General features: G+C 74.0%; 21 protein-coding genes. 11 read left to right on the plus strand and 10 right to left on the minus strand.

Annotated elements, in window-relative coordinates; genetic code table 11:
- The first annotated feature begins 5 nt into the window (after positions 1-5).
- Positions 6-932 carry a PPK2 family polyphosphate kinase gene (locus ABRQ22_RS09705; protein ID WP_353709364.1) on the plus strand — a complete coding sequence of 309 codons (927 nt, stop codon included), beginning with the start codon at positions 6-8 and terminating at the stop codon, positions 930-932.
- A 37-nt stretch (positions 933-969) separates the two neighbouring features.
- Here ABRQ22_RS09705 and zapE read toward each other — a convergent pair whose 3' ends face one another.
- The gene (gene zapE, locus ABRQ22_RS09710; RefSeq protein ID WP_353709365.1) at positions 970-2,097 is read right to left on the minus strand and encodes a cell division protein ZapE; all 1,128 of its coding nucleotides are present in this window, start codon (positions 2,095-2,097) and stop codon (positions 970-972) included.
- 37 nt (positions 2,098-2,134) lie between these two features.
- On the opposite strand from zapE, the gene ABRQ22_RS09715 reads away from it, so the two are divergent.
- The gene (locus tag ABRQ22_RS09715) at positions 2,135-3,013 is read left to right on the plus strand and encodes a dihydrofolate reductase family protein (protein ID WP_353709366.1); all 879 of its coding nucleotides are present in this window, start codon (positions 2,135-2,137) and stop codon (positions 3,011-3,013) included.
- Between the two features lie 5 nt (positions 3,014-3,018).
- On the plus strand, positions 3,019-3,504 hold the full coding sequence (locus ABRQ22_RS09720) for a hypothetical protein (protein ID WP_253049193.1): 486 nt from the start codon (positions 3,019-3,021) through the stop codon (positions 3,502-3,504).
- A gap of 60 nt (positions 3,505-3,564) precedes the next feature.
- Here ABRQ22_RS09720 and ABRQ22_RS09725 read toward each other — a convergent pair whose 3' ends face one another.
- The gene (locus ABRQ22_RS09725; protein WP_353709367.1) at positions 3,565-4,305 is read right to left on the minus strand and encodes an amino acid racemase; all 741 of its coding nucleotides are present in this window, start codon (positions 4,303-4,305) and stop codon (positions 3,565-3,567) included.
- A gap of 83 nt (positions 4,306-4,388) precedes the next feature.
- Between ABRQ22_RS09725 and ABRQ22_RS09730 the strand changes: the two genes are divergently transcribed.
- Both ABRQ22_RS09730 and ABRQ22_RS09735 read left to right on the plus strand, forming a co-directional pair.
- Positions 4,389-5,075 (plus strand): HAD family phosphatase, encoded by a 687-nt coding sequence (locus tag ABRQ22_RS09730; protein ID WP_353709368.1) that lies wholly within the window; start codon positions 4,389-4,391, stop codon positions 5,073-5,075.
- Positions 5,076-5,123: 48 nt separating this feature from the next.
- Positions 5,124-6,356: a hypothetical protein gene (locus ABRQ22_RS09735; RefSeq protein WP_353709369.1), complete on the plus strand. Its 1,233-nt coding sequence runs from the start codon at positions 5,124-5,126 to the stop codon at positions 6,354-6,356.
- Between the two features lie 93 nt (positions 6,357-6,449).
- Here the strand turns inward: ABRQ22_RS09735 and ABRQ22_RS09740 are convergent, their stop codons facing one another.
- Both ABRQ22_RS09740 and gndA read right to left on the minus strand, forming a co-directional pair.
- Entirely contained in the window at positions 6,450-7,619 is a 1,170-nt protein-coding gene (locus ABRQ22_RS09740) for a DegT/DnrJ/EryC1/StrS family aminotransferase (RefSeq protein WP_353709370.1), read from the minus strand.
- Between the two features lie 202 nt (positions 7,620-7,821).
- On the minus strand, positions 7,822-9,258 hold the full coding sequence (gene gndA / locus ABRQ22_RS09745; RefSeq protein ID WP_353709371.1) for an NADP-dependent phosphogluconate dehydrogenase: 1,437 nt from the start codon (positions 9,256-9,258) through the stop codon (positions 7,822-7,824).
- A gap of 264 nt (positions 9,259-9,522) precedes the next feature.
- Here gndA and ABRQ22_RS09750 point away from each other — a divergent pair, with 264 nt between their 5' ends.
- The 6 genes from ABRQ22_RS09750 to ABRQ22_RS09775 all read left to right on the plus strand — a co-directional run bounded on the left by ABRQ22_RS09750 (position 9,523) and on the right by ABRQ22_RS09775 (position 16,834).
- Positions 9,523-10,146, plus strand: a complete 624-nt coding sequence (locus ABRQ22_RS09750) for a DUF3000 domain-containing protein (RefSeq protein WP_308202237.1) — start codon at positions 9,523-9,525, stop codon at positions 10,144-10,146.
- Entirely contained in the window at positions 10,143-11,429 is a 1,287-nt protein-coding gene (locus ABRQ22_RS09755) for a ribonuclease D (RefSeq protein WP_353709372.1), read from the plus strand. The genes ABRQ22_RS09750 and ABRQ22_RS09755 overlap by 4 nt, the downstream gene beginning before the upstream one ends.
- Positions 11,430-11,450: 21 nt before the next feature.
- Entirely contained in the window at positions 11,451-12,494 is a 1,044-nt protein-coding gene (locus ABRQ22_RS09760; RefSeq protein WP_353709373.1) for a peptidoglycan bridge formation glycyltransferase FemA/FemB family protein, read from the plus strand.
- Between the two features lie 190 nt (positions 12,495-12,684).
- On the plus strand, positions 12,685-13,980 hold the full coding sequence (locus ABRQ22_RS09765) for a thiolase family protein (RefSeq protein WP_353709374.1): 1,296 nt from the start codon (positions 12,685-12,687) through the stop codon (positions 13,978-13,980).
- Between the two features lie 2 nt (positions 13,981-13,982).
- Positions 13,983-16,145: a 3-hydroxyacyl-CoA dehydrogenase NAD-binding domain-containing protein gene (locus ABRQ22_RS09770; RefSeq protein ID WP_353709375.1), complete on the plus strand. Its 2,163-nt coding sequence runs from the start codon at positions 13,983-13,985 to the stop codon at positions 16,143-16,145.
- A gap of 116 nt (positions 16,146-16,261) precedes the next feature.
- Positions 16,262-16,834: a hypothetical protein gene (locus ABRQ22_RS09775; protein WP_353709376.1), complete on the plus strand. Its 573-nt coding sequence runs from the start codon at positions 16,262-16,264 to the stop codon at positions 16,832-16,834.
- A 1-nt stretch (position 16,835) separates the two neighbouring features.
- Here the strand turns inward: ABRQ22_RS09775 and ABRQ22_RS09780 are convergent, their stop codons facing one another.
- The 6 genes from ABRQ22_RS09780 to pflB all read right to left on the minus strand — a co-directional run bounded on the left by ABRQ22_RS09780 (position 16,836) and on the right by pflB (position 23,955).
- The gene (locus ABRQ22_RS09780) at positions 16,836-17,606 is read right to left on the minus strand and encodes a PIG-L deacetylase family protein (protein WP_353709377.1); all 771 of its coding nucleotides are present in this window, start codon (positions 17,604-17,606) and stop codon (positions 16,836-16,838) included.
- 48 nt (positions 17,607-17,654) lie between these two features.
- Positions 17,655-19,868, minus strand: coding sequence for a DEAD/DEAH box helicase (locus ABRQ22_RS09785; RefSeq protein WP_353709378.1), 2,214 nt, complete (start codon positions 19,866-19,868; stop codon positions 17,655-17,657).
- Entirely contained in the window at positions 19,865-20,254 is a 390-nt protein-coding gene (locus ABRQ22_RS09790) for a type II toxin-antitoxin system death-on-curing family toxin (RefSeq protein WP_353709379.1), read from the minus strand. Before ABRQ22_RS09790 ends, ABRQ22_RS09785 begins: the two co-directional genes overlap by 4 nt.
- Position 20,255: 1 nt before the next feature.
- Positions 20,256-20,459 carry a ribbon-helix-helix protein, CopG family gene (locus tag ABRQ22_RS09795; protein WP_087471916.1) on the minus strand — a complete coding sequence of 68 codons (204 nt, stop codon included), beginning with the start codon at positions 20,457-20,459 and terminating at the stop codon, positions 20,256-20,258.
- Between the two features lie 170 nt (positions 20,460-20,629).
- A complete protein-coding gene (gene pflA / locus ABRQ22_RS09800; protein ID WP_353709380.1) occupies positions 20,630-21,622 on the minus strand; it encodes a pyruvate formate-lyase-activating protein in 993 nt (330 codons plus the stop codon).
- A 20-nt stretch (positions 21,623-21,642) separates the two neighbouring features.
- Complete coding sequence (pflB, locus tag ABRQ22_RS09805; RefSeq protein WP_353709381.1) at positions 21,643-23,955, minus strand: formate C-acetyltransferase; 2,313 nt, start codon at positions 23,953-23,955, stop codon at positions 21,643-21,645.
- Positions 23,956-24,136 lie beyond the last annotated feature (181 nt).

The raw sequence follows: 24,136 nt of genomic DNA on the forward strand, positions 1-24,136 counted from the left end.
CGCCCATGTCGACGACGAAGAAGCCGAAGAAGAAGCACGCCAAGGGCACGCGGTCCGGCTCAGGATCCGGGTCCGTGCCGGCGCTCGACGCCGACTGGGAGGTCGCCCCCACGGAGTCGTTGCGCGTGCCCGCCGGCTTCGACCTCGCGGCGTTCGACCGCGGGTCCACGCCGGGGTTCGCCGGCGACAAGGCGGCCGGCCAGGCGCTCGTCGCGCGGCACGCGGACGAGCTCTCCGAGCTGCAGGAGCGCCTGTTCGCCGAGGGCCGCTCGGGCGGGTCGCGCTCGGTCCTGCTCGTGCTGCAGGGCATGGACACCGCGGGCAAGGGCGGCATCGTGCGGCACGTCGTCGGGCTCGTCGACCCGCAGGGCGTCGCCCACCGGTCGTTCGGCGTCCCGACGCCCGAGGAGCGCGAGCACGACTACCTGTGGCGGATCCGCAGGGCGCTGCCCGCGCCCGGGTACATCGGCGTCTTCGACCGCTCGCACTACGAGGACGTGCTCGTCGCGCGCGTGGACGCGCTCGTGCCGCCGGACGTCTGGGAGGCGCGGTACGACGAGATCAACCGGTTCGAGGAGGAGGTCGTCGCGGCGGGCACGACCATCGTCAAGGTCGCGCTGCTCGTGTCCTACGAGGAGCAGCGGGCGCGGCTCATGGAGCGCCTCGAGCGTCCGGACAAGTACTGGAAGTACAACCCGAACGACGTCGACTCGCGCCAGAAGTGGCCCGCGTACCAGGAGGCCTACCAGGCCGTCCTGGACCGGACGAGCACCGAGGTCGCGCCGTGGCACGTCGTCCCGGCCGACCGCAAGTGGTTCGCGCGCCTCGCGGTGAGCGAGCTGCTGCTCGACGCGCTGCGCCGCCTCGACCTCGGCTGGCCCCCGGCCGACTTCGACATCGAGGTCGAGAAGAAGCGCCTCGCCGCGACATGAGCCGCCCCGGCGGCGACGTGCCCGCTCGGGCCGGCCGTCAGGCGGAGGCGCGCGCGACCGCGCGGCCGTCCTCGGCGAGCGCGCCGAGGCGCGAGAGCGCGCGGTAGTACTTCTTGCGGTACCCGCCGCGCAGCATCTCCTCCGTGAACAGGCTCCGCTCCCCCGTGTAGTCGCCCGACCCGGCGAGCAGCACGGGCACGTCGCGATCGTAGAGGCGGTCGACGAGGACGACGAGGCGCAGGGCGGCGGACTGCTCGGTCACGGTGTGCACGCCGGTGAGCGCGACGACCTCGACGCCGTCGAGCAGCGCGCGGTAACGGCTGGGGTGCACGTGCGAGAGGTGCGCCAGCAGGTCGTCGAACGCGTCGAGCGTCGTGCCGGGGCGACCCACGGCCGCGGCCCGAACGGCGTCCTCGGGCAGCGGGGCCGAGTCGGTGACGACCGCACGGTGGCGGTAGTCCTCGCCGTCGACGCGCAGCACCTCGAACCGGGCCGCGAGCGCCTGGATCTCGCGCAGGAAGTCCTCCGCCGCGAAGCGGCCCTCGCCGAGCGCCTCGGGCAGCGTGTTCGACGTCGCCGCCAGCGCGACGCCGCGGTCGGCGAGCTCGCGCAGGAGGCGCGACATGAGCACGGTGTCGCCCGGGTCGTCGAGCTCGAACTCGTCGATGCACACGAGCTTCTTCGTCGCGAGCGCGTCCACCGTCGCCTGGAATCCGAGCGCGCCCACCAGGTTCGTGTACTCGACGAACGTGCCGTATGCGCTCACGTCGAGGCCCACGGCGTGCGCGAGCGACGTGAGGAGGTGGGTCTTGCCGACGCCGAAGCCGCCGTCCATGTACACCGCGGGCGCGGTCTGCTTCCGGGTGCCGAAGAGCCCCTTGCGCGCGGGCTTGGCGACGGCGGCCGCGACCTCCTCGAGCCGCGCGACGGTGCGCGCCTGGCTCGGGTACGCGGGGTTCGCGCGGTAGGTCGAGAAGCGGGCGTCGGCGAAGTGCCGCGGCGGCAGCAGGTCGGCCAGGAGTCGCGCGGGCGGGACGGACGGTCGAACGTCCGCGAGGGCGCGCGTGCGTCCGGGCGCGTCGGGAGTCGCGTCGGGGGCCGACGCGCGGGCGGTGCCGGGGAGGGCTGCCGGGGCCGAGGCGCCACCGGCGACGGGCGCAGTCACGAGGATCCAGCCTACGCCTGCGGCTAGCCTGGCCGCTGTGACCTCCACCACGGCACCCTCCGACGAGCCCCCTGCGGCACCCGCGGGACGCACGGACCTGCCCCCGCTCGACGTGCTCCTGCCCGCCGCGGAGCACCTGCCGCCCGACCCGCGCGAGGAACGCCTCGCGGCGCTCTACGCGTACGGCCCGCCCGCGCGGGGGGCGCACGTCGTGCGCGCCAACATGGTCGCGAGCGTCGACGGCGCGGCGTGGGGTCCGGACCACCGCTCGGGATCGATCAACGACGACGCGGACTGGCGCGTCTTCCGGGTCCTGCGCGCGCTCGCCGACGTCGTGCTCGTCGGCGCAGGGACGGCCCGTGCCGAGGGGTACACCGCGCTCGACCGGCCGCGCGGGCTGCGGCACCTGCACGACGCGCCGCTCGAGCTCGCGATCGTGACGCGGACCGGCCGCGTCCCCGAGGCCCTCGCCCGCGGCGACCGGCCGCCCCTCGTGCTGACCGGCCCCGCCGGGGCGGCCACGGCGACGGGCGACGTGCCCGCGGACCGGGTGCTCGTCGTCGGGCAGGACGCCGCGGGCACGCGGGACGGGCACGCGCCGGGAGCCGCCGTCGATCTCGCCGCGGGGCTCGCCGCGCTCGCCGAGCGCGGGCTGGCCCGCGTGCTCACCGAGGGCGGGCCGACGCTGCTGGGCGACCTGCTCGCGGCGGACCTCGTCGACGAGCTGTGCGTCACCACGACGCCGAGCGTCGTCGGGCAGGGCCCGGGCCGCATCGTGGCCGGGGCGCCGCCGTCGGGCACGACGGCGCTCCCGCCCCGGGGCGCCCGCCTCGCGCACCTGCTGCACAGCCCCGAGGACCGGCCCGGCTCCCCCGCCGGTACGACCGCCGCGCGCTGGCTCCTGCCGATAGGCTGACCCGCGTGACCGACACGATCCTCGTCCTGACCGAAGACACGCTGAACCCGGCCGACGTGCAGCACATCCTGTCGCTGCACGAGGGCGAGCAGCTCGCCTACCGGGTGCTCGTGCCCGCGGACACGGAGCGCAACGTGATCTCCGGGATCATCGACCACCTCAGCGTGGGCGAGCTCAAGGAGGCATGGGACGAGGTCCTCGGTCGCGAGCCCTCGCCGGTCCAGGCCACGGCGACGGCGGGCGAGCAGCTCGAGCGCAGCGTCGCGGAGCTGCGCGCGGCGGGCCGCGAGGCCGACGGCGCCGTCGTCGACGACGACCCGCTGCCCGCGCTGCACAAGGCCGTCGCCGCGGACGGCGTGCGCGAGATCGTCGTCGTGACCTACCCGCACGCGGTCGAGGACACGTTCCACACCGACTGGGCGTCCCGCGCGCGCGAGGAGCTCCACGTCCCGGTGCTGCACCTGTACTCGGGCACGAGCGAGCTCGGCTGACCCGGCTCCGAACCCCTCTGCCGAGGGAGAGACCCGGTCCGCCGAGGGAGAGAGGCCTGGTCAGCCCTCGCGCACGCGGTGCCCCGCGCGACGGATGGTCGCGCGGGCGAGCTGGTCGGTCGAGTCGAGGTAGAGCGGGTCGGCGAGCAGGTCGTGGTCGACGGCGACGACCGACAGCTCCGTGCAACCCAGCACGATCACCTGGGCACCCCGCTCGACGAGCCGCCCCGCGACGGCGCGGAACGTCTCGATGTCGACCGGCCGGCCGGCCTTGACCTGCTCGTAGATGATCTGCGAGACGAGCGCCTGGTCGGCCTCGTCCGGGACGAGCGCGTCGACGCCGTGACGCGCGAAGGCGTCCTGGTAGACGCCCGACGCCGCGGTCCCCGCCGTCGCGAGCAGCCCCACCGCGCGCAGGTCCGCGACCCGCGCCCGGGCGGCGTCGACCGTCGTGTCGATGATGGACACGAACGGGACGCTGATCGCGTCGAGCACCTGCTGGGTGAAGTAGTGCGCCGTGTTGCAGGGCATGACGAGGAAGTCCGCCCCGAAGCGCTCGAGCCGTCCCGCGTCGCGCGCGAGCACCGGACCCGGGTCCGCGTCCGAGCGGCCGAGGATGAACGCCGTGCGGTCGGGGATCGTCGCGTGGTTGAGCACGACGGCGTCCACGTGGTCCTGGTCGCGGTCCGCCTCCGTGAGCTCGACGAGGAGCTGGAGGAAGTACGCCGTGGCGAGGGGCCCGACCCCTCCGAGCACTCCGACGAGGGGCTGGGCGTGGTCCTGGTCCGGTCGCGACGTCACCCGTGGATCCTACGGCGACCCGCCCCACCGGCCGCCACGGTCACAGGTCCCGGCCTGACGACCCCGCCGCTAGGGTGGCGGCCATGACCGTACGCCACGTCCTGTTCGACGCCGACGGCGTGCTCCAGCACATCCCCGACGGCTGGTACGCGGCGGTCGAGCGCTACCTCGGGGACCGGACCCGGGAGTTCCTGCTCGAGACCTGGAGCGAGGAGCTGCCCATGCTCGTCGGCGAGGGCGACTATCTCCCTGTGCTGGCTGCCGGGCTCGAGCGCTACGGCGTGACGGAGCCGGCGGAGGACGTGTACCGCGCGATCTGGTTCGACGCGCTCGAGGTCGTGGACGCGTCGTTCGACCTCGTGCGGGCGCTGCGCGCGAGCGGCTACGGCGTGCACCTCGGCACCAACCAGGAGAGCCGTCGCGTGCCGTTCATGCGCCGGACCCTCGGCTACGACGCGGAGTTCGACACGAGCTGGTACTCGTGCGAGCTCGGGATCGCCAAGCCCGACCCGCGGTTCTTCGCCGAGGCCGCCCGCCGCATCGGCGCGGACCCGGACGAGGTGCTGTTCGTCGACGACACCGCGCGCAACGTCGAGGGCGCGCGCGCCGCCGGCATGGTGGGCGTGCACTGGGACGTCTCACGGGGCCACGACGAGCTCGTGCGCGTGCTGGCCGGGCACGGCGTCGTCGTCCGCGCCGGTCAGGACCCCACGGGCGTGGGTGTCGCAGGCGAGGGCCTCGGCCCGGGCGCGGCCGTACCCGGCCCGTAGGATGGCGGACGCCCGCCGACCACACAGAGAAACGGACGACCCTCCGCGATGACGTACGGCAACGCCGAGTTCCTCCCCATCGTCCTGGGGACCAACCTCAACACCTACAACATCGCGAGGTCGTTGCACGAGGCGTACGGCGTCCGCACGCTGGCCCTGGGCCGCTTCCCGCTGCGCGAGACGGCGGACTCCCGCATCGTCGACGTGCGCACCTACCGCGACTTCGACGACCCGGAGCGCATCGTCGCGGTCCTGCGCGAGCTCGCCGAGGAGTTCCCGGGCCGCAAGCGCCTGCTCATCGCGAACATCGAGTTCTACACGAACGTCGTGATCGCGCACCGCGCCGAGCTCCAGGACCTGTACGTCATCCCGCTCGTCGGCCAGGAGCTGGCCGCGCGCCTCATGAACAAGACGGACTTCTACCGCACCTGCGCGGAGCTGGGCGTGCCGCACCCGGAGACGGTGATCGCGACGGCGGCGGACGTCGACGCGCCGGGCTTCGGCGAGGACCTGCCGTTCCCGTACCCGCTCATCCTCAAGCCGTCGGACACGGACACGTACCCGCGCCTGCGGTTCGAGGGCAAGAAGAAGGTCTACCTCGTCCAGGACGCCGCCGAGCTGCGCGACGTCGCGCGCCGCATCTACGCCGCGGGGTACGCGGACGACCTCATCGTCCAGGAGTACCTCGCGGGCGACGAGTCGGTCATGCGCGTGGTCAACACGTACTCCGACCGGCACGGCCGCCTGCGCTTCCTCTCCGCGGCGCAGATCGTGCTCGGTGAGTACGACCCGAAGCTCGTCGGGAACTACAACGCCGTCGTCACGATGAAGGACGACAGGCTCACCGAGTCGGTCCGGCACCTGCTCGACAGCCTCGGCTACGTGGGCGCGGCGAACCTCGACGTCATGTACGACCGCCGCACGGGCACGAGCAAGATCCTCGAGGTGAACCTGCGCCAGGGCGCGGCGAGCTTCTACACGATGGCCGCGGGCGGCAACCTCGCGCGCTGCTACGTCGAGGACCTGGTCCACGGGCGCGAGCTGCCCGAGCAGATCACGTCGGAGGCGCGCCTGTGGGTCAACGTGCCCTACCCGGTCGTCCGGGCGCTCGTGCCGGTGTCGCTGCGCCACCGCGTGAAGAAGGCCCGCAAGCACGGCGTCTGGCACACGCTGCGCTACGCGCCCGACCGCAGCCTGCGCCGCCGCCTCGACGTGTGGCGCGTCGACCTGCGCCACACGGTCGACTACGTGAAGTTCGCGCGCTCCCGCCCGTCGGCATGACCCTCCCGCCGACCAGGCGGTCTCGGCGCGTCCAGCATCGCTGACGCGCAGGGATCGCCTGGTCGGCCCGCGGGGATCGCCTGGTCGAGAGGCTCAGGCGCCCAGTGCCGACCGCACGGCCTCGACGATGCGGCGCGCCGTCGCGACCCCGACCGTCGTCGGCAGGTTGACGACGCGGGCCACGAGGTCCTCCGTCGTCGCGAGCGCGGGGTCGCCCGGCGTGTACCCGTAGACCGCCGGGTCGTCCGGGCCGGGGAACAGCGCGGGGCGGTACCACTTGCCGACGTAGAACCCGGCCGCCGTGAGCTCCCGCACGAGCCGGTCGGCGGTCGGCGCGTCGGGCGCGAAGAAGGGGAACCGCACCAGCGGCGCGCGCCCGCCGACCCCCGCCGGCACCTCGACGACGTCGGACAGCCCGCGCACGTACTCCGCCACGGTGTCCGCGCGACGCGCCTCGACGTCGCCGCTCGACCGCAGCGCGTCGACCATCCGGCCCGTGACCCACGACGACGGGCGCTGCGGCGGGTGCGCGAGGCCGCCTCGGTTCTCCACGGGGGCGATCGCCGGCTCGTACGCGCCGACGGCGGTGAGCGCGCCGCGCACCTTTCCCGCGGCGCCGCCCGGGAGTCGGTTGAGCACCCGCACCTGCGTCCGGAAGCTGCGCGCGGCGAGGTCGAGCCGGGCCCCGACGACCGGCAGCGCATCGAGCGCCGACACGATCGCGGCGCGCAGCGCCGGGTCGAGCGCGGGGCTCACCCACACGGCACCGCCGAACCGCGTCGGCAGCATCTTCTCCACGCCGAACGAGTGGAACGAGACGTCCGCGACCGGCGACCCGTCGGCGTCGCGCGCGAGGCGCGTGACGCAGTGCGCGCTGTCCTCCACGAGGAGCGCCCCGACCGAGCGCGCCGCGGCGCGCAGCCGGAGCGCGGCCGCGTCGTCGACGATGCCGAACGTGTTCTGCAGCACGACGGCGCGCGTGGCCGGCCCGACCGCGAGCCGGTCGGGGTCGATCGCGACGGTCGCCGGGGAGACCTCGGCGTAGACGGGCCGCAGGCCCGCGACGAGGACGGGGTCGACGGCCGTCGAGCACGTGAACACCTGGGTGACCACGTCGCCCGCGCCGCGCACCTCGGCGAGCGCCCGGAACACGACCTCCATCCCGTAGCGGGCCTTGAAGACGAGGAACCAGTCGGCCGGGTCGGTGCCCGTCCGGTCGGCGAGCATCCTCGTCGCGGTCGCGTCCTGGGGGTGGCGGCTCATCGTTCTCCGTGTCGTCCGGCGTCAGAGGGGGTCAGACAGGTCGAGCCGACGCAGCGGCCCGCCGGGCCTAGCCTGCCACGTCACCCGACGGGCCCGGTCCGCGCGTGCGGCGTCGGGCCCCGACCCGGGAGGGGCGGACACGCGACGGCGGCCGCCGCGCCGGAGCGCGACGACCGCCGTCGGTGCGTGCGGTGGTGAGCCGTCAGGCGTCGGACTCGGTCCGGTCGCCCGACCACTCGGTGTGGAACGTGCCCGGCTTGTCGACGCGGCGGTAGGTGTGCGCGCCGAAGAAGTCGCGCTGCGCCTGGATGAGCGCGGCGGGCAGGCGCTCGGCCCGGACGCCGTCGTAGTAGGCGAGCGACGACGAGAACGCCGGCGTCGGGACGCCGTTGAGGGCGGCCTGCGAGACCACGCGGCGCCAGGCCGCGAGGCCGTTGCCCACCGCGGCGGTGAAGTACTCGTCCGCGAGGAGCAGCGGGAGCTGCGCGTCGCGCTCGTACGCCTCGGTGATGCGGTTGAGGAAGCGCGCACGGATGATGCAGCCGCCGCGCCAGATGCGGGCCATCGCGCCGCGGTCGATGTCCCAGCCGTACTCGGCGGACGCCGCCGCGATCTGGTCGAAGCCCTGCGAGTACGCGACGACCTTCGACGCGTAGAGCGCGAGGCGCACGTCCTCGACGAACGCGTCGCGGTCCTGCACGTCCCACGCCGCGGCGTCGGCGGGCAGCGCGGCGCGACCCGCCTCGCGCTGCGGGACCGAGCCGGACAGCGCGCGGGCGAACGTCGCCTCCGCGATGCCGGTGATCGGCACGCCGAGGTCGAGGCCGTTCTGCACCGTCCAGCGGCCGGTGCCCTTCTGCTCCGCCTGGTCGAGCACGACGTCGACGAACGCCTTGCCGGTCTCCGCGTCCACGTGCTGGAGCACGTCCGCGGTGATCTCGATGAGGAACGACTCGAGGTCGCCCGTGTTCCACTGCGCGAAGATCTCGCCGATCTCCTGCGCGGACGCGCCGAGGCCCTGCTTGAGCAGGTCGTACGCCTCGGCGATGAGCTGCATGTCGGCGTACTCGATGCCGTTGTGCACCATCTTGACGAAGTGGCCGGCGCCGTCGGGGCCGACGTAGGTGCAGCACGGCGTGCCGTCGACCTTCGCCGAGATGTCCTCGAGGATCGGGCCGAGGCTCTGGTAGGACTCGCGCGTGCCGCCCGGCATGATCGACGGACCGTTGAGCGCGCCCTCCTCGCCGCCCGAGACGCCGGTGCCGACGAAGTGCAGGCCCTGGGCCGCGAGCGCCTTCTCCCGGCGGATCGTGTCGGGGAAGTGCGCGTTGCCGGCGTCGACGACGATGTCGCCCTCCTCCAGCAGCGGCACGAGCTCGTCGATGACGGCGTCGGTGGCCGCGCCCGCCTTGACCATGACGACGACCTTGCGCGGGCGCTCGAGCGACGCCACGAAGTCGGCCATCGACTCGGACGGGACGAAGTCGCCCTCGCTGCCCGCCTCGGCGATCAGGGACTCGGTCTTGGCGTACGAGCGGTTGTGCACCGCGACCGTGTAGCCGTGCCGGGCGAAGTTGCGGGCCAGGTTGCGACCCATGACGGCGAGTCCGGTCACACCGATCTGTGCGCGTGCTGACATCTGCTTCCCTGCTCCTCGAGGGTCGGTCCCGGCGCACGACGGCCGCGCGCGGGAGGGCGCGGAGCCGTTCCGGGCCGGGCGCGGGCGCGCGGCCGGGTGCACCGGTGATGGATACGGCGCCAGCCTAGTCCTCGTGCGCCGCACCGCTCCCGAGGGGCCACGATCCGGTCACCCGCAGCGTTCTTGACGAAGTCGGGATCACGATTCGATGACAGCCGCGCGGCGCGCGTCCGGTTCGTCCGGTCGGCTCGTAGTGTGCCGAGAGTGATCACCGCTCACGGGACCGACGCTCCCCCGGCGTTCCGTGCCGTCCTCGACGCCCTCGGCGCGCGGCGGCTCCGACCCGAGGTGACGTTGCGCGAGGTCCCCGCCCCCCGCCGGATCGCGCCGTGGTCGGTCGCGCTCACGGGCGAGGTCGAGGCGGCACGGTCCGAGGACCCCGACCTCGCGTCGGGGCGGTTCATCGTGCTCCACGACCCCGAGGGCCAGGAGGCGTGGCAGGGCAGCTTCCGCGTGGTGACGATGGTGCGCGCGACGCTGGAGCCGGAGATGGCGTCCGAGGAGATGCTCGCCGAGGTCGCGTGGACCTGGCTCGAGGACGCGCTCCACGACACGGGCGCGGCCGTGCGCGCGGAGGGCGGCACGGTGACGCGCGTCCTGTCCCAGAGCTTCGGCGCCCTCGCCGGCAAGCACAACGACGTGGAGCTCGAGATGCGCGCGTCGTGGACCCCCGTGGCCGCGGGACCCGCGGGCGCCGCGGACCTCGGCGACCACCTCGCCGCCTGGGCGCAGCTGCTGTGCACGGCCGCCGGGCTGCCGCCCCTGCCCGACGGCGTGACGCCCCTCGGTGCTCGACCGGCCACCCGACGCAATACCGTGAACCCATGAGCTCGACCGCAGCACCCGCACCCCCGCCGCTCGACCCGACCCCTGCGACCGGAGTGGCCGGCGACGGGCCCGGGCCCGTCGTCACCCCGCTGACGGAGCCGTCCGACGGGCTCGGGCCCGTCGTCGACACCCCCGCCGCGTTCGCGTGCGTCGTCGAGGCGTTCGCCGCCGCGACCGGCCCGGTCGCCGCCGACGCGGAGCGCGCGTCGGGCTACCGCTACGGGCAGCGCACCTACCTCGTCCAGGTCCGCCGCGAGGGCGCGGGGACCGCGCTCGTCGACCCCGTCGCGGTGCCCGACCTGTCACCGCTGCGCGAGGCGGTCGGGGACGCGGAGTGGGTTCTGCACGCCGCGTCGCAGGACCTGCCGGGCCTCGCCGAGCACGGCGTGGTCCCGGCGAGCGTGTTCGACACCGAGCTCGCGGCGCGCTTGCTCGGCATGGAGCGCGTCGGCCTCGCGGCCGTCGTCGCCGACGTGCTCGGCCTGGGCCTCGCGAAGGAGCACTCCGCCGTCGACTGGTCGACCCGACCGCTCCCGGACGACTGGCTGCGGTACGCCGCGCTCGACGTCGAGGTGCTCGTCCCGCTGCGCCGCGTGCTCGGCGAGCGGCTCGAGGAGGCGGGGAAGGCCGGCTGGGCGGCGGAGGAGTTCGAGGCGGTGCGGACCGCGGGCCCGCCCGCGCCGCGCCCCGAACCGTGGCGGCGCACGTCCGGCACGCACACGCTCCGGGACCCGCGGCGCCTGGCCGTCGTGCGGAGCCTGTGGGAGGCCCGCGACGCGACTGCCCGCGCGCGGGACATCGCGCCGGGCCGGGTGCTGCCCGACCGTGCGATCGTCGCCGCGGCGGAGGCCCTGCCCCGGACGGCCGGGCAGCTCGTCGACCTGCCGCCCTTCGCGGGCAAGGGCACGCGCCGCCGGGCGGCGTACTGGCAGCGCGCCATCGACTCCGCGCTCGCGCTGCCCGCGAGCGCGCTGCCGACCACCCGCGGTCCACGCACGGACGCCCCGCCGCCGCCGCGCGCGTGGGCCGATCGCGACCCCGGCGCGGCCGCCCGTCTCGACGCGGCGCGCGCGGTCGTCCAGGGCCTCTCCGAGCGCTACGCGGTCCCGGTGGAGAACGTGCTCCAGCCGGACGCGCTGCGCCGTCTGTGCTGGACGCCGCCGGACCCGTTGGACGCGGCGGCGATCTCCGCGTTCCTCCACGGGCGGGGTGCTCGCGACTGGCAGGTGGCGCTGGTCGCCCAGCCCCTCGCTGAGGCGTTCGCGAGCATCGCCGGGGCGTAGCGAGCGGGTAGGGTCGTCCGCGTGCACGACGCGAACCTGACGATCCGGACAGTCACCGACCGCGCCTCCTGGGACGCCCGGGTGAACGAGCTCGGCGGCCACCCCCTCCAGCTCTGGGGCTGGGGCGAGGTCAAGGCCACCGGGGCGTGGACCCCGCACCGCGTGGAGGCGGTGGACGCCGACGGCCGCGTCCGCGGTCTGGCGCAGGTGCTCGTGCGCTCGCTGCCCGCGCAGTTCAAGGCGCTGTGCCACGTGCCCCGCGGGCCCGTGATCGCGCCGGCGGGAGACGGCTGGGGCGTCGGCCCGGGCGTGGGCGACGACGCGACGCGCGACGCCGTGACCCGTGCGGTCGTCGCGTGGTGCAAGTCGAGCGTGGGCGGCGTGGGCGTCACGATCGAGCCCGACTGGCCGGTCGGGACGCACCTCGCGCTGCCCGACGCCCGCCCCGCGGCGAACCCGATCCTCTACCCGGTCACGCTGATCCTCGACCTCACGAAGTCCGAGGACGAGCTGACGAAGGCCATGGGCAAGTCGACGCGGTACGACATCCGCAAGGCGGCGCGCACCGGGCTCGAGGTGCGGCGCGTGACGGACGAGGGCGAGGTCCGCCAGGTTCTCGACGTCTACCACGAGACGGCGGAGCGCGCGGGCTTCGCGCTGCACGACGACGAGTACTACCTCGCGATCCACCGCGAGCTCGGCGAGCACTCGGTGCTCGTCGCCGCGTTCTCCGAGGGCGCCCCGGTGTCGTTCGTGTGGTGCGTGTCGTCGGCGACGACGTCGTTCGAGCTCTACGGCGGCATCAACGACGCGGGCCGCAAGCTCCGCGCGAACGCGCCGGTGAAGTGGCACGCGATCACGCTCGCGCAGCAGGCCGGTCTGGTCCGGTACGACATGAACGGGCTGCTCAACGACGGCATCAGCGAGTTCAAGCGCAGCTTCGCGCAGCACGACGACGAGCTCGTGCACAGCGTCGACGTGCCGTTCTCGATGTGGTACTCCGCCTGGAACAAGGGCCTGCCCACCGCGAAGAAGGTCGTGCGCAAGCTCCGCGGGAGCCGCTGACGCGGGCTCCCGACCGCCCCGAACCCCGGAGAGACCCGGTATCGCGCGATGCGATACCGGGTCTCTTCATGTCGTAGCATCGGTCTCGTGCTTTCCCGATACCCGCGGTAGCGTGTATCGCACGTACGACCCCCGAGCGGTGCCGCTCCGGACACCGCCGTCCCGACCATCTGCATCGGATGGAGATGCCATGACCGTGGCCAACGAGGCCCCCTCTCCCACCTCGGCACCCACCCAGGCGGCTACCCAGCGCTCGCGCCGACGCCCCGTGCGCGACGTCGTCTTCGTCGAGGGCGTCCGCAGCCCGTTCGGCAAGGCGCGCCCCGACGGGATCTACGCCGAGACCCGCGCGGACGACCTCGCCGTGAAGACGGTCCGCGAGCTCCTGCGCCGCCGCCCCGAGCTGCCCGCCGAGCGCATCGACGAGCTCGCGCTCGCCGCGACCACGCAGACGGGTGACCAGGGCCTCACCCTCGGCCGCAGCGTCGCCGTGCTCGCGGGGCTGCCCAAGTCGGTGCCCGGCTTCGCGATCGACCGCATGTGCGCGGGCGCGATGACCGCGGTCACGACCACGGCGGCGAACGTCGCCGTGGGCGCGCAGGACGTCGTCGTCGCGGGCGGCGTCGAGCACATGGGCCACCACCCCATGGGCGAGGGGTCGGACCCGAACCCGCGGTTCGTCGCCGAGCGCCTCGTCGACTCCTCCGCGCTCGTCATGGGCGCGACGGCCGAGAACCTGCACGACCGGTACCCGCACCTCACCAAGGAGCGTGCCGACGCGTACGCCGTCGCGAGCCAGGCCAAGTACGCCAAGGCCCTCGCGAACGGCGACATCTCCCCCGACCTCGTGCCGATCGCGACCCGGTCGACCGAGCTCGGCTGGGGCCTGGCCACGGCCGACGAGCTGCCCCGCCCCGGCACCACGGTCGACTCGATCCGCGACCTCAAGACGCCGTTCCGCCCCGGCGGGAAGGTCACCGCGGGCAACGCCTCGCCGCTGACCGACGGCGCGACGGCGTGCCTGCTCGCCGCGGGCGACGTCGCCGACGAGCTCGGGCTCCCGGCGCGCATGCGCCTCGTCGCGTACGCGTACGCGGGCGTCGACCCCGAGGTCATGGGCATTGGGCCGGTCCCCGCGACCGAGCGCGCGCTCGCGTCCGCGGGCCTGACGATCGACGACATCGGCCTGTTCGAGATCAACGAGGCGTTCGCGGTCCAGGTGCTCGCGTTCCTCGACCACTTCGGCATCGCGGACGACGACGAGCGCGTCAACCAGTACGGCGGCGCCATCGCCATGGGCCACCCGCTCGCGTCGTCGGGCGTGCGCCTCATGACGCAGCTCGCGCGCCAGTTCGAGCAGCACCCCGAGGTGCGCTACGGCCTGACGACCATGTGCGTCGGCCTCGGCATGGGCGGCACCGTGATCTGGGAGAACCCGCACCACGCCGACTACTCCGGCCACACCTTCGAGACCGCGGAGAACTGACGATGAGCGCACCGACCGACACCACGCCCACCATCTCCGCGGACGCGACGAAGGACGCCGCGCGCGGGGAGCGCGTCACGCACTCGCTCGTGCGCGACGTCGCGCTCCCCGGCGGGACGGGCACGCTCGCCCTCGTCACGCTCGACAACGGGCTCGACCACACCAAGCCGACGACGCTCGGCCCCGAGGGCCTCGCCGAGCTGCACGCGGCCCTCGAGACGCTGCGGCGCCGGGCCGCGGACGGCGAGATCGTCGCCGTCGCGATCACCGGCAAGCCCTACTTCCTTGCCGCGGGCGCGGACCTCACGCAGGCCGCGGCCGTCCAGGTGCGCGACGACGCGCTCGCCCTCGGGCGCGCCGGGCACGCCGCGTACACGCTGCTCCAGGACATGGGCGTGCCGACGTTCGCGTTCGTCAACGGCGTCGCGCTCGGCGGCGGCCTCGAGGTCGCGCTGAACTGCACGTACCGGACCGTCGCGTCCGACGCCGGCGCGCTCGCGCTGCCCGAGGTCGGCCTGGGCCTGGTCCCCGGCTGGGGCGGCGCCTACCTCGTGCCGCGCCTGCTCGGCGTCGAGAAGGCGATGGACGTCATCCTCGCCCGCCCGGCCGCGAACAAGCCGTTCAAGGCCAAGGAGGCGTACGAGATCGGGCTCGTCGACGCGCTCTTCGAGGCGCCCGACTTCCTCGAGTCCTCGCTGCGCTGGGCCGAGGCCGTGCTGCGCGGCGAGATCGTCGTCGAGCGGCGCGAGCTCGACCCGCAGCCCGTGTGGGACGCCGTCGTCGCCGGGACGCGCCAGCGCCTGGACGCCGTGGTCGCGGGCTCGCGCCCCGCCCCGTACCGCGCGCTCGACCTCGTCGCCGCCGCGCGCACCGCGTCGCGCGAGGAGGCGTTCGCCGCCGAGGACGAGGCCCTGGCCGACCTCATCATGAGCGACGAGATGCGCGCGAGCGTCTACGCGTTCCAGCTCGTCTCGAAGGGCAAGCGACCCCAGGGCGCGCCCGACGCCAAGCTCGCCCGCCCCGTCACCCGCGTCGGGATCGTCGGCGCGGGCCTCATGGCCGCGCAGATCGCGCTGCTGTTCGCCCAGCGCCTCCAGGTGCCGGTCGTCATGCGCGACCTCGACCAGGAGCGCGTCGACAAGGGCCTCGGCTACGTCCGCTCCACCGTGGAGAAGCTCGTGCGCTCGGGCCGCATGTCCGCGGACACCGGCGCGCGCATCGTCGGCTCCGTGCACGGCACGACCGAGCTCGGCGACTTCGCGGGCTGCGACGTCGTCATCGAGGCGGTCACGGAGATCCTCGGGCTCAAGAAGAAGGTCTTCGCCGAGCTCGAGGGCGTCCTGTCGCCCGAGGCCGTGCTGCTGACGAACACGTCCGCGCTGTCGATCACGGAGATGGCGGCCGACCTGCAGCACCCCGAGCGCGTCGTCGGGATGCACTTCTTCAACCCCGTCGCCCAGATGCCTCTCGTCGAGATCATCCAGGCGGCGAAGACCGACGACGCGGCCCTCGCGACGGCGTTCGCCATGACGAAGAAGCTCCGCAAGACGGCCGTGCTCGTCGCCGACCGGCCCGGGTTCGTCGTGAACCGACTGCTCATCCTGCTCATGGGCAAGATCGTCGAGGCGGTCGAGAACGGCACGTCGGTCGAGGTCGCGGACCGCGCCGTCGCGCCGCTCGGCCTGCCGATGCCGCCGTTCGCGCTGTTCGACCTCGTCGGCCCGGCCGTCGGCCTGCACGTCCTCACGTCGCTGCGCGAGGACCTGGGCGACCGGTTCCCCGAGTCGCCCGGCCTGCAGCGCATCGTGGACGAGCAGATCCCCGTCGTCCTCGACGCGCCGAAGGGCCTGCCCAAGCCCGTCGACCCGGCGATCCAGCGGGTCTTCGGCACGGGTGAGGCAGGCGGCGACGGGGCGCTGGACGAGGCCGGCGTCCTCGACTCCGTGCTCACGGCGCTCACGCAGGAGATCGGGCTCATGCTCGACGAGGGCGTGGTCGCGAGCCCGTCGCAGATCGACCTGTGCATGATCCTCGGCGCGGGGTGGGGCTTCCACCTGGGCGGCATCACGCCGTACCTCGACCGCACGGGGTACAGCGAGAAGGTCCTGGGCCGCCGCTTCCTGCCCGACGGCGTCGCGAACGTCCCGGCGGCGTCGCGCGCCTGACCGACCGGGGTCGGACGCCGGGCCGCGAGCGCCCTCCCGTGGTCGTACGACGACCGCGCGGAGGTTCCGCTCGCGGCCCGATCCGCCGACGCCACGCGCTCCGTAGCGTCGTGGCCATGACGAACCGCACCCCCGCCCAGCCCGCCACCGACCTCCCTCTGACCACCACACCCCGCGGCACGACCGAGCGCCGGCTGCTCGGCGCCCTCACGCTCGCCGCCGGCGCTGCCCTCCTGCTCTCCGCGTGCGGCAGCATCGGCGAGGCCGTCGCGGAGAACCGTGCGGGCCACACCAAGACCTACGAGTTCGCGACGGGCGAGGCCGGCAAGGCGGACGGCGTCCTGCCCGACTGGGTGCCCGACTCGGCCACGGACGTGCGCGAGGTGGTCCGCACGACGGGCGACGAGCGGATCCTCTCGATGACCGCCGACCTGGGGGCGCTGCCCGCGAGCTGCACCGCAGTCTCGTCGGAGCACCCCCTGGAGCCCCGGCCCGAGCGCGGCGACCTGACCGCGGACGACTACCGCACCGCTGCGACGCTCGAGGCCGCCTGGTGGGAGGCGGGCACCGAGCAGGGCGCGACCGCGATGTGCGGGAAGTGGTGGGTCGGCGCGCAGGACGGCAGGCTCTACGGGTTCGCGCCCGAGCTCAAGGTCGTCACGATCGAGGAGCAGCCCGACCGGGCGTGAGTCAGTCCTCCCAGCCCATGCGCAGCACCTCGAACGCGACCGCGTGCGCGACCCCCATGCGCTCCCCCGTGGGCGCGCTCATGGACGCGAGGAACGCCGCGGGGTCGAAGTCCTCCCACCCCAGCCCGTCGAGGTAGGCGGCGTGCGCGCGCAGCGACGCGACCCCCGCGTCGAAGGTCGCGCTGACGTCGACGCCGTGCGCGGCGTCGGGCGAGCCCGCGACCCAGACCTGGCGCACGCCGCCCCAGGGCTCGACCCCGTCGGTCTCGACCTGCTCGCGGAACACCCACCTGTTCCCCGCGTCGCGCACGGCGTCGACGACGGCCCGTCCCGTCGCGATGTGGTCCGCCTGGTTGAGCATCCCGCCGGGGAACGTCTCGCGGTAGTTCCCGGTGATCACGACGTCGGGCCGGTGGCGCCGGATCGCGCCCGCGATCGCCCGCCGCAGCGGCAGGCCGTACTCGAGCACGCCGTCGGGCAGCCCGAGGAACTCGACCTCCTCGACGCCGACGACCCGACCGGACTCGACCTCCTCCGCCTCGCGCACGCGTCGCGCCTCGTCCGGGTCCATGCCGTCGATGCCGGCTTCGCCGCTCGTGACCATGCAGTACACGACCCGCTTGCCCTGCCCCGTCCATCGCGCGACGGCGGCGGCCCCGCCGAACTCCATGTCGTCGGGATGGGCGACCACGGCGAGCGCCGTGGACCAGTCCTCGGGCAGCGGGGTCAGGGGCGGGGCGGGGATCGCGGACGTGCCGGTGTCGTCGGTCATACGACAGACGCTAGGCCGTCAGGCGCACCGGCGCGTCCGGACCGTCGCTCAGTCCTCGGTGACCGCGTCCTCGACCGACGTGACGGCGGGGTCGACGAAGAGCCGCGCCCGCTCGGCGTCGACCACGGCGCGCGCGAGCGACGCCTCGGACACGTCGACCGCGCCCGCGACCTCCTCGGCGAGCGCGCTGCGCCGCGCGTACGCGTCGAACAGCCGCGCCTTCGTCCCGAGCAGGCGCACGAGGTGCTCGTCGACGCTGTCGACCGTGAGCAGGCGGTGCACCTGGACGGTCTCGACCTGCCCCATGCGGTGGGCGCGCGCGACGGCCTGCGCCTCGGTCGTGGGCTTGGTCTGGGGCTCGCACAGGATGACCACGGAGGCCGCCTGGAGGTTGAGGCCCACTCCCCCGACGTCGATCTGGCTCACGAGCACGCGCGGGACCTCGGCCGCCGTGAAGTCGTCGACGATCGTCTGGCGCGTCCGGGCGGGCACGGAGCCGGTCAGCGGAGCGAGCGCGAGGTCGCCGAGCGCGCGCACGACCGTGTCCACCACGTCGCGGAAGTACGAGAACACCACGACCTTGCGTCCGTTCTCGGCCGCCTCGCGCGCGAGCTCCACGAGTCGGCGGAGCTTCGCCGAGTCCTCCGGGTGGTCGACCGCGAACGCCGCTCGTCGCATCGCCATGAACGACCCCGCCGCGACCGCCTCGCGGTACGCCGCGCCGTCGACCGCCCCGAGCCGTTCCCACTCGTCGACCTGCACGAGCTCCGGCAGCTCCTCGAGCACGTCCTCGGCGTTGCGCCGCAGGTAGGCGGGCGCGACGGCGTGCCGGAACGCGTCGGGGCCCGCCGCGCCGTGGGCCGCGTCAAGGCGTGCGGCGAGCGCGGGCTGGAGGTAGCCCAGCAGGGTGCGGAACTCCTCGACCCGGTTCTCCATGGGCGTGCCCGTGAGCAGGAGCACGTGCTCGGTCCCCCGCGCGAGGGCCGCGACGGCCGCGGACCGCTTCGCGAGCGGGTTCTTCACGTAGTGGGCCTCGTCCACGACGAGCACGGCCGGTGCCGCCGCCGCGAACGCCTCGGTCCCCGCGCGGCGCAGGCCCGCGAACGTCACGACGGCGACACCACCGGACGCACGCCACGCCTCCGCCGCGTCGTCCCGTTCCTCGCCGTGGACGACGTGCACGGCGACGTCCGCGTGCGTCCGCAGCTCGCGCACCCAGTTCTCCAGGACGCTCGCGGGGCACACGACGAGCGCGTGCGTCGCGCCGCGCGCGAGGAGGTGCGCGACGACGGCGATCGCCTGCACGGTCTTGCCGAGCCCCATCTCGTCGCCGAGGACGACGCGCCGCTGGGCGAGCGCGAAGCGCGCCCCGAACGCCTGGTACCCGCGCAACGACACCCGCAGCAGGGTCTCGTCGAGCGCCTGCGTCTGCACGCGGTCGACGAGCTCCGCGGGCAGGTGGCCGGCGGCAGCGACGACGTCGCGCCCGGTGGGGGCCACGCCGTCGAGCAGCGCGTAGTACGCCGCGGACCGGCGCCGGAAGTCCGCCCAGGCGTCGTAGGGGCGCGCGGGCTCCACGAGCAGCGCGGTGACGCGCCGGGCCTCCTCGCCCAGCCCTGTCTCCCGCGCCCGCTCCGCGACCCCGGCGAGCGTCGTCACCGCCGCGAACGCCCGACGCCGGCGCTCGCCCCAGGCGAGGAGGCGACGCGCTCCGCTCGCGGCGACCCGCGCGTCGTCGCGCACGCGCTCGTGCTCGGCGAGCGCGGCGCGCACCTGGTCGCCGTACCGCGCGACGGCGGCGTCGGCCTGGTCGAGCGTGTGCAGCGCCTGGACGAGCGCGGTCGCGACCGGGTCGGTCGGCGTGAGGTCGATCCGGAAGCGCAGGCTCTCGCGCACGGCACGCGCCACCTGCTCGGCGGCCGCGAGCAGATGCGTCGCCGTCTGCGGGCCGATGTCCGGGACCCGCTCCAGACCGTCGCGCCCGAGCCGCGCGACCGCCCCGACCGTCCGCACGCCCGCGTCCGCGAGCGCCCCGAGCCGTAGGCGCTCGCGCGTGACGTCGCGCAGCGACGCGACGTCGACGGTGTCGAGGCGCGCCAGGACCTTCTCCTCGCGGCTGTCGCCGAACGCACCACGCACCTGCTCGCGCGCCGTCCCGGGTGCAGCCGCGAACGCCGCGAGCAGCCCAGCGAGGGCGTCCCCCTCCGCGACGACCGCCCGGGCCGTAGCGGCGTCGGGTCGCACCGGGCGCGGCTCGATCACGTGTGCCAGAGGGCGAGACTCTCGGCGACGTGCGCGACGTCCTGCGTCGAGCCGTCGGCGATCGACATCGTCAGCTCGTACACGTCGTCGTGGGGAGCACGCAGCGCGACACCGTTCATGCCGTAGAACACGACGACGGCGACCAGACCGAGCCGCTTGTTGCCGTCGACGAGCGCGTGGTTCTGGACGACGGAGAGCATCAGCGCGGCCGCCTTCAGGTCGAGCGACGGATACGCCTCCTCGCCGAACATCGAGGCGCGCGGACGGTGCACGGCCGAGTCGAGCGCTCCCCAGTCGCGGACGACCGGCTCCGCCCCGAGCAGCGCGCGCGCCGCCGCGAGCAGATCGCCGACCTCGAGGTACTCGACGTCTCGCGACGCGGTCACGTCAGGCGAGCTTGTCGAGCACGGGACCGTACTCGCGGATCGCATCGGCGATCAGCCGGTCACGCAGTGCGTCGCGTTCAGCGCCGTACCGCCGCACGGCGTCGCGAACGATCTCGTTCTGGGACCGTCCCTCGCGCTCCGCGGCCGCCTCGAGAACCCGCTTCTCGTCCTCGGTGAAACGCACGACCATCTGCTTGCCGCTCATCCCCGCACCTCCCGTCGTGGTATCACCACAGTATCGCTCCCGGGAGCCTAGGTCCCGCCGTCGCGGGCACCGAGATCCGCCTCGGGGGCAGTCCCGTCGAGACGTGAGAAGTGGCCCCAGCAACACGTCGGTCCGGGGCCACTTCTCTCGTCTCGGCGCGTGGTCGCCCGTCAGTACGTCGTCAGGCCGTGGGCGCGGAACTGGTCGCGCACGCGCTCGGTGAGCTCGGCCGACGGCGCGGGCGTGTCGTCGAGCTCGTAGGTGCGCCCGAGGGCGTCCCACTTGTCGCGGCCCATCTGGTGGAAGGGCAGCACCTCGACGCGCGTCACCGTGCCGGGGCGGATCGCGTTGAGCGAGGCCGCGTACTCCGCAACCTTCTCCACGTTGTCCACGTCGTCGGTGAGGCCCGGGACGAGCACGAAGCGCACCCACACCTCGGGCGCGTGGCCGGTGAGGCCGCGCTCGGCGATCCGCCGCCCGAACCGCAGCGTCGGCTCGAGGTCGCGGCTCGTGACCTTCGTGTACGTGTCGGGGTCGCCCGACTTCACGTCGAGCAGCACGAGGTCCGTGTCGTCGAGCATCGCGTCGGTGGCGTTCGCGCCGAGGAAGCCCGACGTGTCAAGCGCGGTGTGCACGTCCATCGCCTTGGCCCCGCGCAGCACGCGGGCGGCGAACGCAGGCTGCATGAGCACCTCGCCGCCGGAGAGCGTGAGCCCGCCGTGGGTGGCCCGGAAGACGGGCAGGTAGCGCCGGACGCGCCCGAGGAGCTCGTCCGCGGTAACGGGCCTGCCGTCCTTCATCGCGAACGTGTCGGGGTTGTGGCAGTACAGGCACCGCAGCGGGCACCCGTTGAGGAACACGGTGAGCCGGGTCCCCGGCCCGTCCACGGCGGTGACGAGCTCCCAGGAGTGGACCGAGCCGAGCTCGCCCGCACGCATCGCCGCGAGCTTGTCGGCCCGGTCCACGTCCGCGACCGTCAGCCCGTCCAGGCCCGCGCCGGCCCGGCGCGCGTGGCCCACGGGCGTGCCCGACGCCGCGGGCTCGGCCGCGGAGGTCGGGACGCCCGGGACGTCGAGGCGCGTGGCGTCGTCGGGCAGGGTGCCCCCGGCGACGCCGCACCCGCGCGACGGGCGGACGGCGGGGCCGGGAAGGGTGACGGTCATGGCTGGCTCCTCAGCGCTCGTCAGAGCGCGCCGTGGAAGGTGCGCGAGAGCACGTCCAGCTGCTGCTCGCGCGTGAGGCGGACGAAGTTCACCGCGTACCCGGACACGCGGATCGTCAGCTGCGGGTAGTTCTCCGGGTGGTCCATGGCGTCCAGGAGCGTCTCGCGGTTCAGCACGTTGACGTTCATGTGGTACCCCTCGGACCCGATGTAGGCGTCCAGGAGGCCGGCGAGGTTGGTCACCTGCTCCTCCTGGGTGCGCCCGAGGCCGCTCGGTACGACCGTGTTGGTCAGCGAGATGCCGTCCTGCGCCTCGTCGTACGGCAGCTTGGCCACCGACAGCGCCGAGGCGAGCATGCCGTGCGTGTCGCGCCCGTTCATCGGGTTGGCACCCGGGGCGAACGGCTCGCCGGCGCGGCGGCCGTCGGGCGTGTTGCCCGTCGCCTTCCCGTACACGACGTTCGACGTGATCGTCAGGACCGACTGCGTCGGCACGGCGTCGCGGTACGTCGGGTGCGTGCGCACCTTCGCCATGAACCGCTCGACGAGGTCGACGGCGATCGCGTCGGCCCGGTCGTCGTCGTTGCCGTACGTGGGGTACTCGCCCTCGGTCACGTAGTCGACGACGAGGCCGCGCTCGTCGCGGACGACGGAGACCTTCGCGTGCTTGATCGCCGACAGCGAGTCCGCCGCGACGGACAGGCCCGCGATGCCGCACGCCATGGTCCGCAGCACGTCCTTGTCGTGCAGCGCCATCTCGATGCGCTCGTACGCGTACTTGTCGTGCGACCAGTGGATGCAGTTGAGCGCCTCGACGTACGTCTCGGCGAGCCAGTCCATCGTCGCGTCGAACTTCGCCATGACGTCGTCGAAGTCGAGCACGTCGCCCTCGACGGGAGCCGCCACCGGCGAGACCTGCTTGCCGGAGATCTCGTCGCGCCCGCCGTTGATCGCGTAGAGCAGCGTCTTGGCGAGGTTCACGCGAGCGCCGAAGAACTGCATCTGCTTGCCGACGCGCATCGGGGACACGCAGCACGCGATCGCCGCGTCGTCGCCCCAGTGCTGGCGGATGAGCTCGTCCGACTCGTACTGCACGGCCGAGGTGTCGATCGACACCTGCGCGCAGTAGTCCTTGAAGCCCTGCGGCAGCGCCGGGCTCCAGAAGACCGTCATGTTCGGCTCGGGGGCCGGGCCGAGGTTGTAGAGCGTCTGGAGGAACCGGAACGAGTTCTTCGTGACGAGCGGGCGCCCGTCCTCGCCCATGCCGCCGATCGTCTCGGTGACCCACGTCGGGTCGCCGGAGAACAGGGAGTCGTACTCGGGCGTGCGCAGGAACCGCACGATGCGCAGCTTGATGACGAAGTCGTCGATGATCTCCTGCGCCTCGGACTCCGTGATGCGTCCGGCCTCGAGGTCGCGGTCGATGAACACGTCGAGGAAGGTCGACGTGCGGCCGAGCGACATCGCGGCGCCGTTCTGCTCCTTCACCGCGGCGAGGTAGGCGAAGTAGAGCCACTGGACGGCCTCGCGCGCCGACGTCGCGGGGCCGGAGATGTCGTAGCCGTACTCGGCCGCCATCTCCTTGAGCTCGCCCAGCGCGCGGATCTGCTCGGCGTGCTCCTCGCGCTCGCGCACGACCTGCTCGCTGAACGGCTGCGTGTCGAGACCGAGCTTGTCGAGCTTCTTCGCGGCGATCAGGGCGTCGACGCCGTAGAGCGCGACGCGGCGGTAGTCGCCGATGATCCGGCCGCGGCCGTAGGCGTCGGGCAGGCCCGTGATGATGTGCGAGCTGCGGGCCGCGCGCACGTTCGGCGGGTAGACGTCGAACACGCCCTGGTTGTGCGTCTTGCGGTACTCGGTGAAGACCTTCTTCAGCGTCTCGTCGACCTCGTAGCCGTAGGTCTGGAGCGCGCCCTCGACCATGCGCCAGCCCCCGTTCGGCATGATCGCGCGCTTGAGCGGGGCGTCGGTCTGCAGGCCGACGATCACCTCGTGCGCCTTGTCGATGTAGCCCGGGGCGTGCGCCGTGATCCCCGCGGGCGTGTGGGGGTCGACGTCGTAGATCCCCATCTCGCGCTCCTCGGGGAACATCGCGGACAGCGTGTCCCAGATCCCCGTCGTGCGCTCCGTGGGCCCGGCGAGGAACGACGCGTCGCCCGTGTACGGGCGGTAGTTGCGCTGGATGAAGTCGCGCACGTCGACCGTGTCGCGCCACGGGCCGTCGGTGAAGCCCTCCCACGCGGGGACGTGCGCGGTGTCGTGCTGCGGGTCGACGCCGCCCTCCACCGCACGGCCGCCGCTCGTCGTGCCGGGTGCCTCGGAAACGCTGGTCATCTGGACCTCCCTCGTGCCTGACGCGCGGGTCCGCGCGCCGGCCGGACCCGCCGGCCTCGCGGGGGCCTCGGGTGGAGGCCCTCGGTCGAGGTTCCGACGGGCTCCTTCGCCACCTCCAGGCTAGGTTCGCGCGGCGTCGCGCGGAGGGGTTTCGGGCCGTCCGGGGACCTAGGTCCCGAGC

This window comes from Cellulosimicrobium sp. ES-005 (genome assembly GCF_040448685.1).
Lineage (GTDB): Bacteria > Actinomycetota > Actinomycetes > Actinomycetales > Cellulomonadaceae > Cellulosimicrobium > Cellulosimicrobium cellulans_G.

Bases quoted from the DNA above. Each gene is read 5' to 3' on its own strand.
- ABRQ22_RS09780 (WP_353709377.1), bottom strand. From the start codon at position 17,606: ATGACCGACGACACCGGCACGTCCGCGATCCCCGCCCCGCCCCTGACC.
- gndA (WP_353709371.1), bottom strand. From the start codon at position 9,258: ATGTCAGCACGCGCACAGATCGGTGTGACCGGACTCGCCGTCATGGGT.
- ABRQ22_RS09740 (WP_353709370.1), bottom strand. From the start codon at position 7,619: ATGAGCCGCCACCCCCAGGACGCGACCGCGACGAGGATGCTCGCCGAC.
- ABRQ22_RS09730 (WP_353709368.1), top strand. From the start codon at position 4,389: ATGACCGTACGCCACGTCCTGTTCGACGCCGACGGCGTGCTCCAGCAC.
- ABRQ22_RS09755 (WP_353709372.1), top strand. From the start codon at position 10,143: ATGAGCTCGACCGCAGCACCCGCACCCCCGCCGCTCGACCCGACCCCT.
- pflA (WP_353709380.1), bottom strand. From the start codon at position 21,622: ATGACCGTCACCCTTCCCGGCCCCGCCGTCCGCCCGTCGCGCGGGTGC.
- ABRQ22_RS09705 (WP_353709364.1), top strand. From the start codon at position 6: ATGTCGACGACGAAGAAGCCGAAGAAGAAGCACGCCAAGGGCACGCGG.
- ABRQ22_RS09795 (WP_087471916.1), bottom strand. From the start codon at position 20,459: ATGAGCGGCAAGCAGATGGTCGTGCGTTTCACCGAGGACGAGAAGCGG.
- ABRQ22_RS09770 (WP_353709375.1), top strand. From the start codon at position 13,983: ATGAGCGCACCGACCGACACCACGCCCACCATCTCCGCGGACGCGACG.
- ABRQ22_RS09775 (WP_353709376.1), top strand. From the start codon at position 16,262: ATGACGAACCGCACCCCCGCCCAGCCCGCCACCGACCTCCCTCTGACC.
- ABRQ22_RS09765 (WP_353709374.1), top strand. From the start codon at position 12,685: ATGACCGTGGCCAACGAGGCCCCCTCTCCCACCTCGGCACCCACCCAG.
- pflB (WP_353709381.1), bottom strand. From the start codon at position 23,955: ATGACCAGCGTTTCCGAGGCACCCGGCACGACGAGCGGCGGCCGTGCG.
- ABRQ22_RS09735 (WP_353709369.1), top strand. From the start codon at position 5,124: ATGACGTACGGCAACGCCGAGTTCCTCCCCATCGTCCTGGGGACCAAC.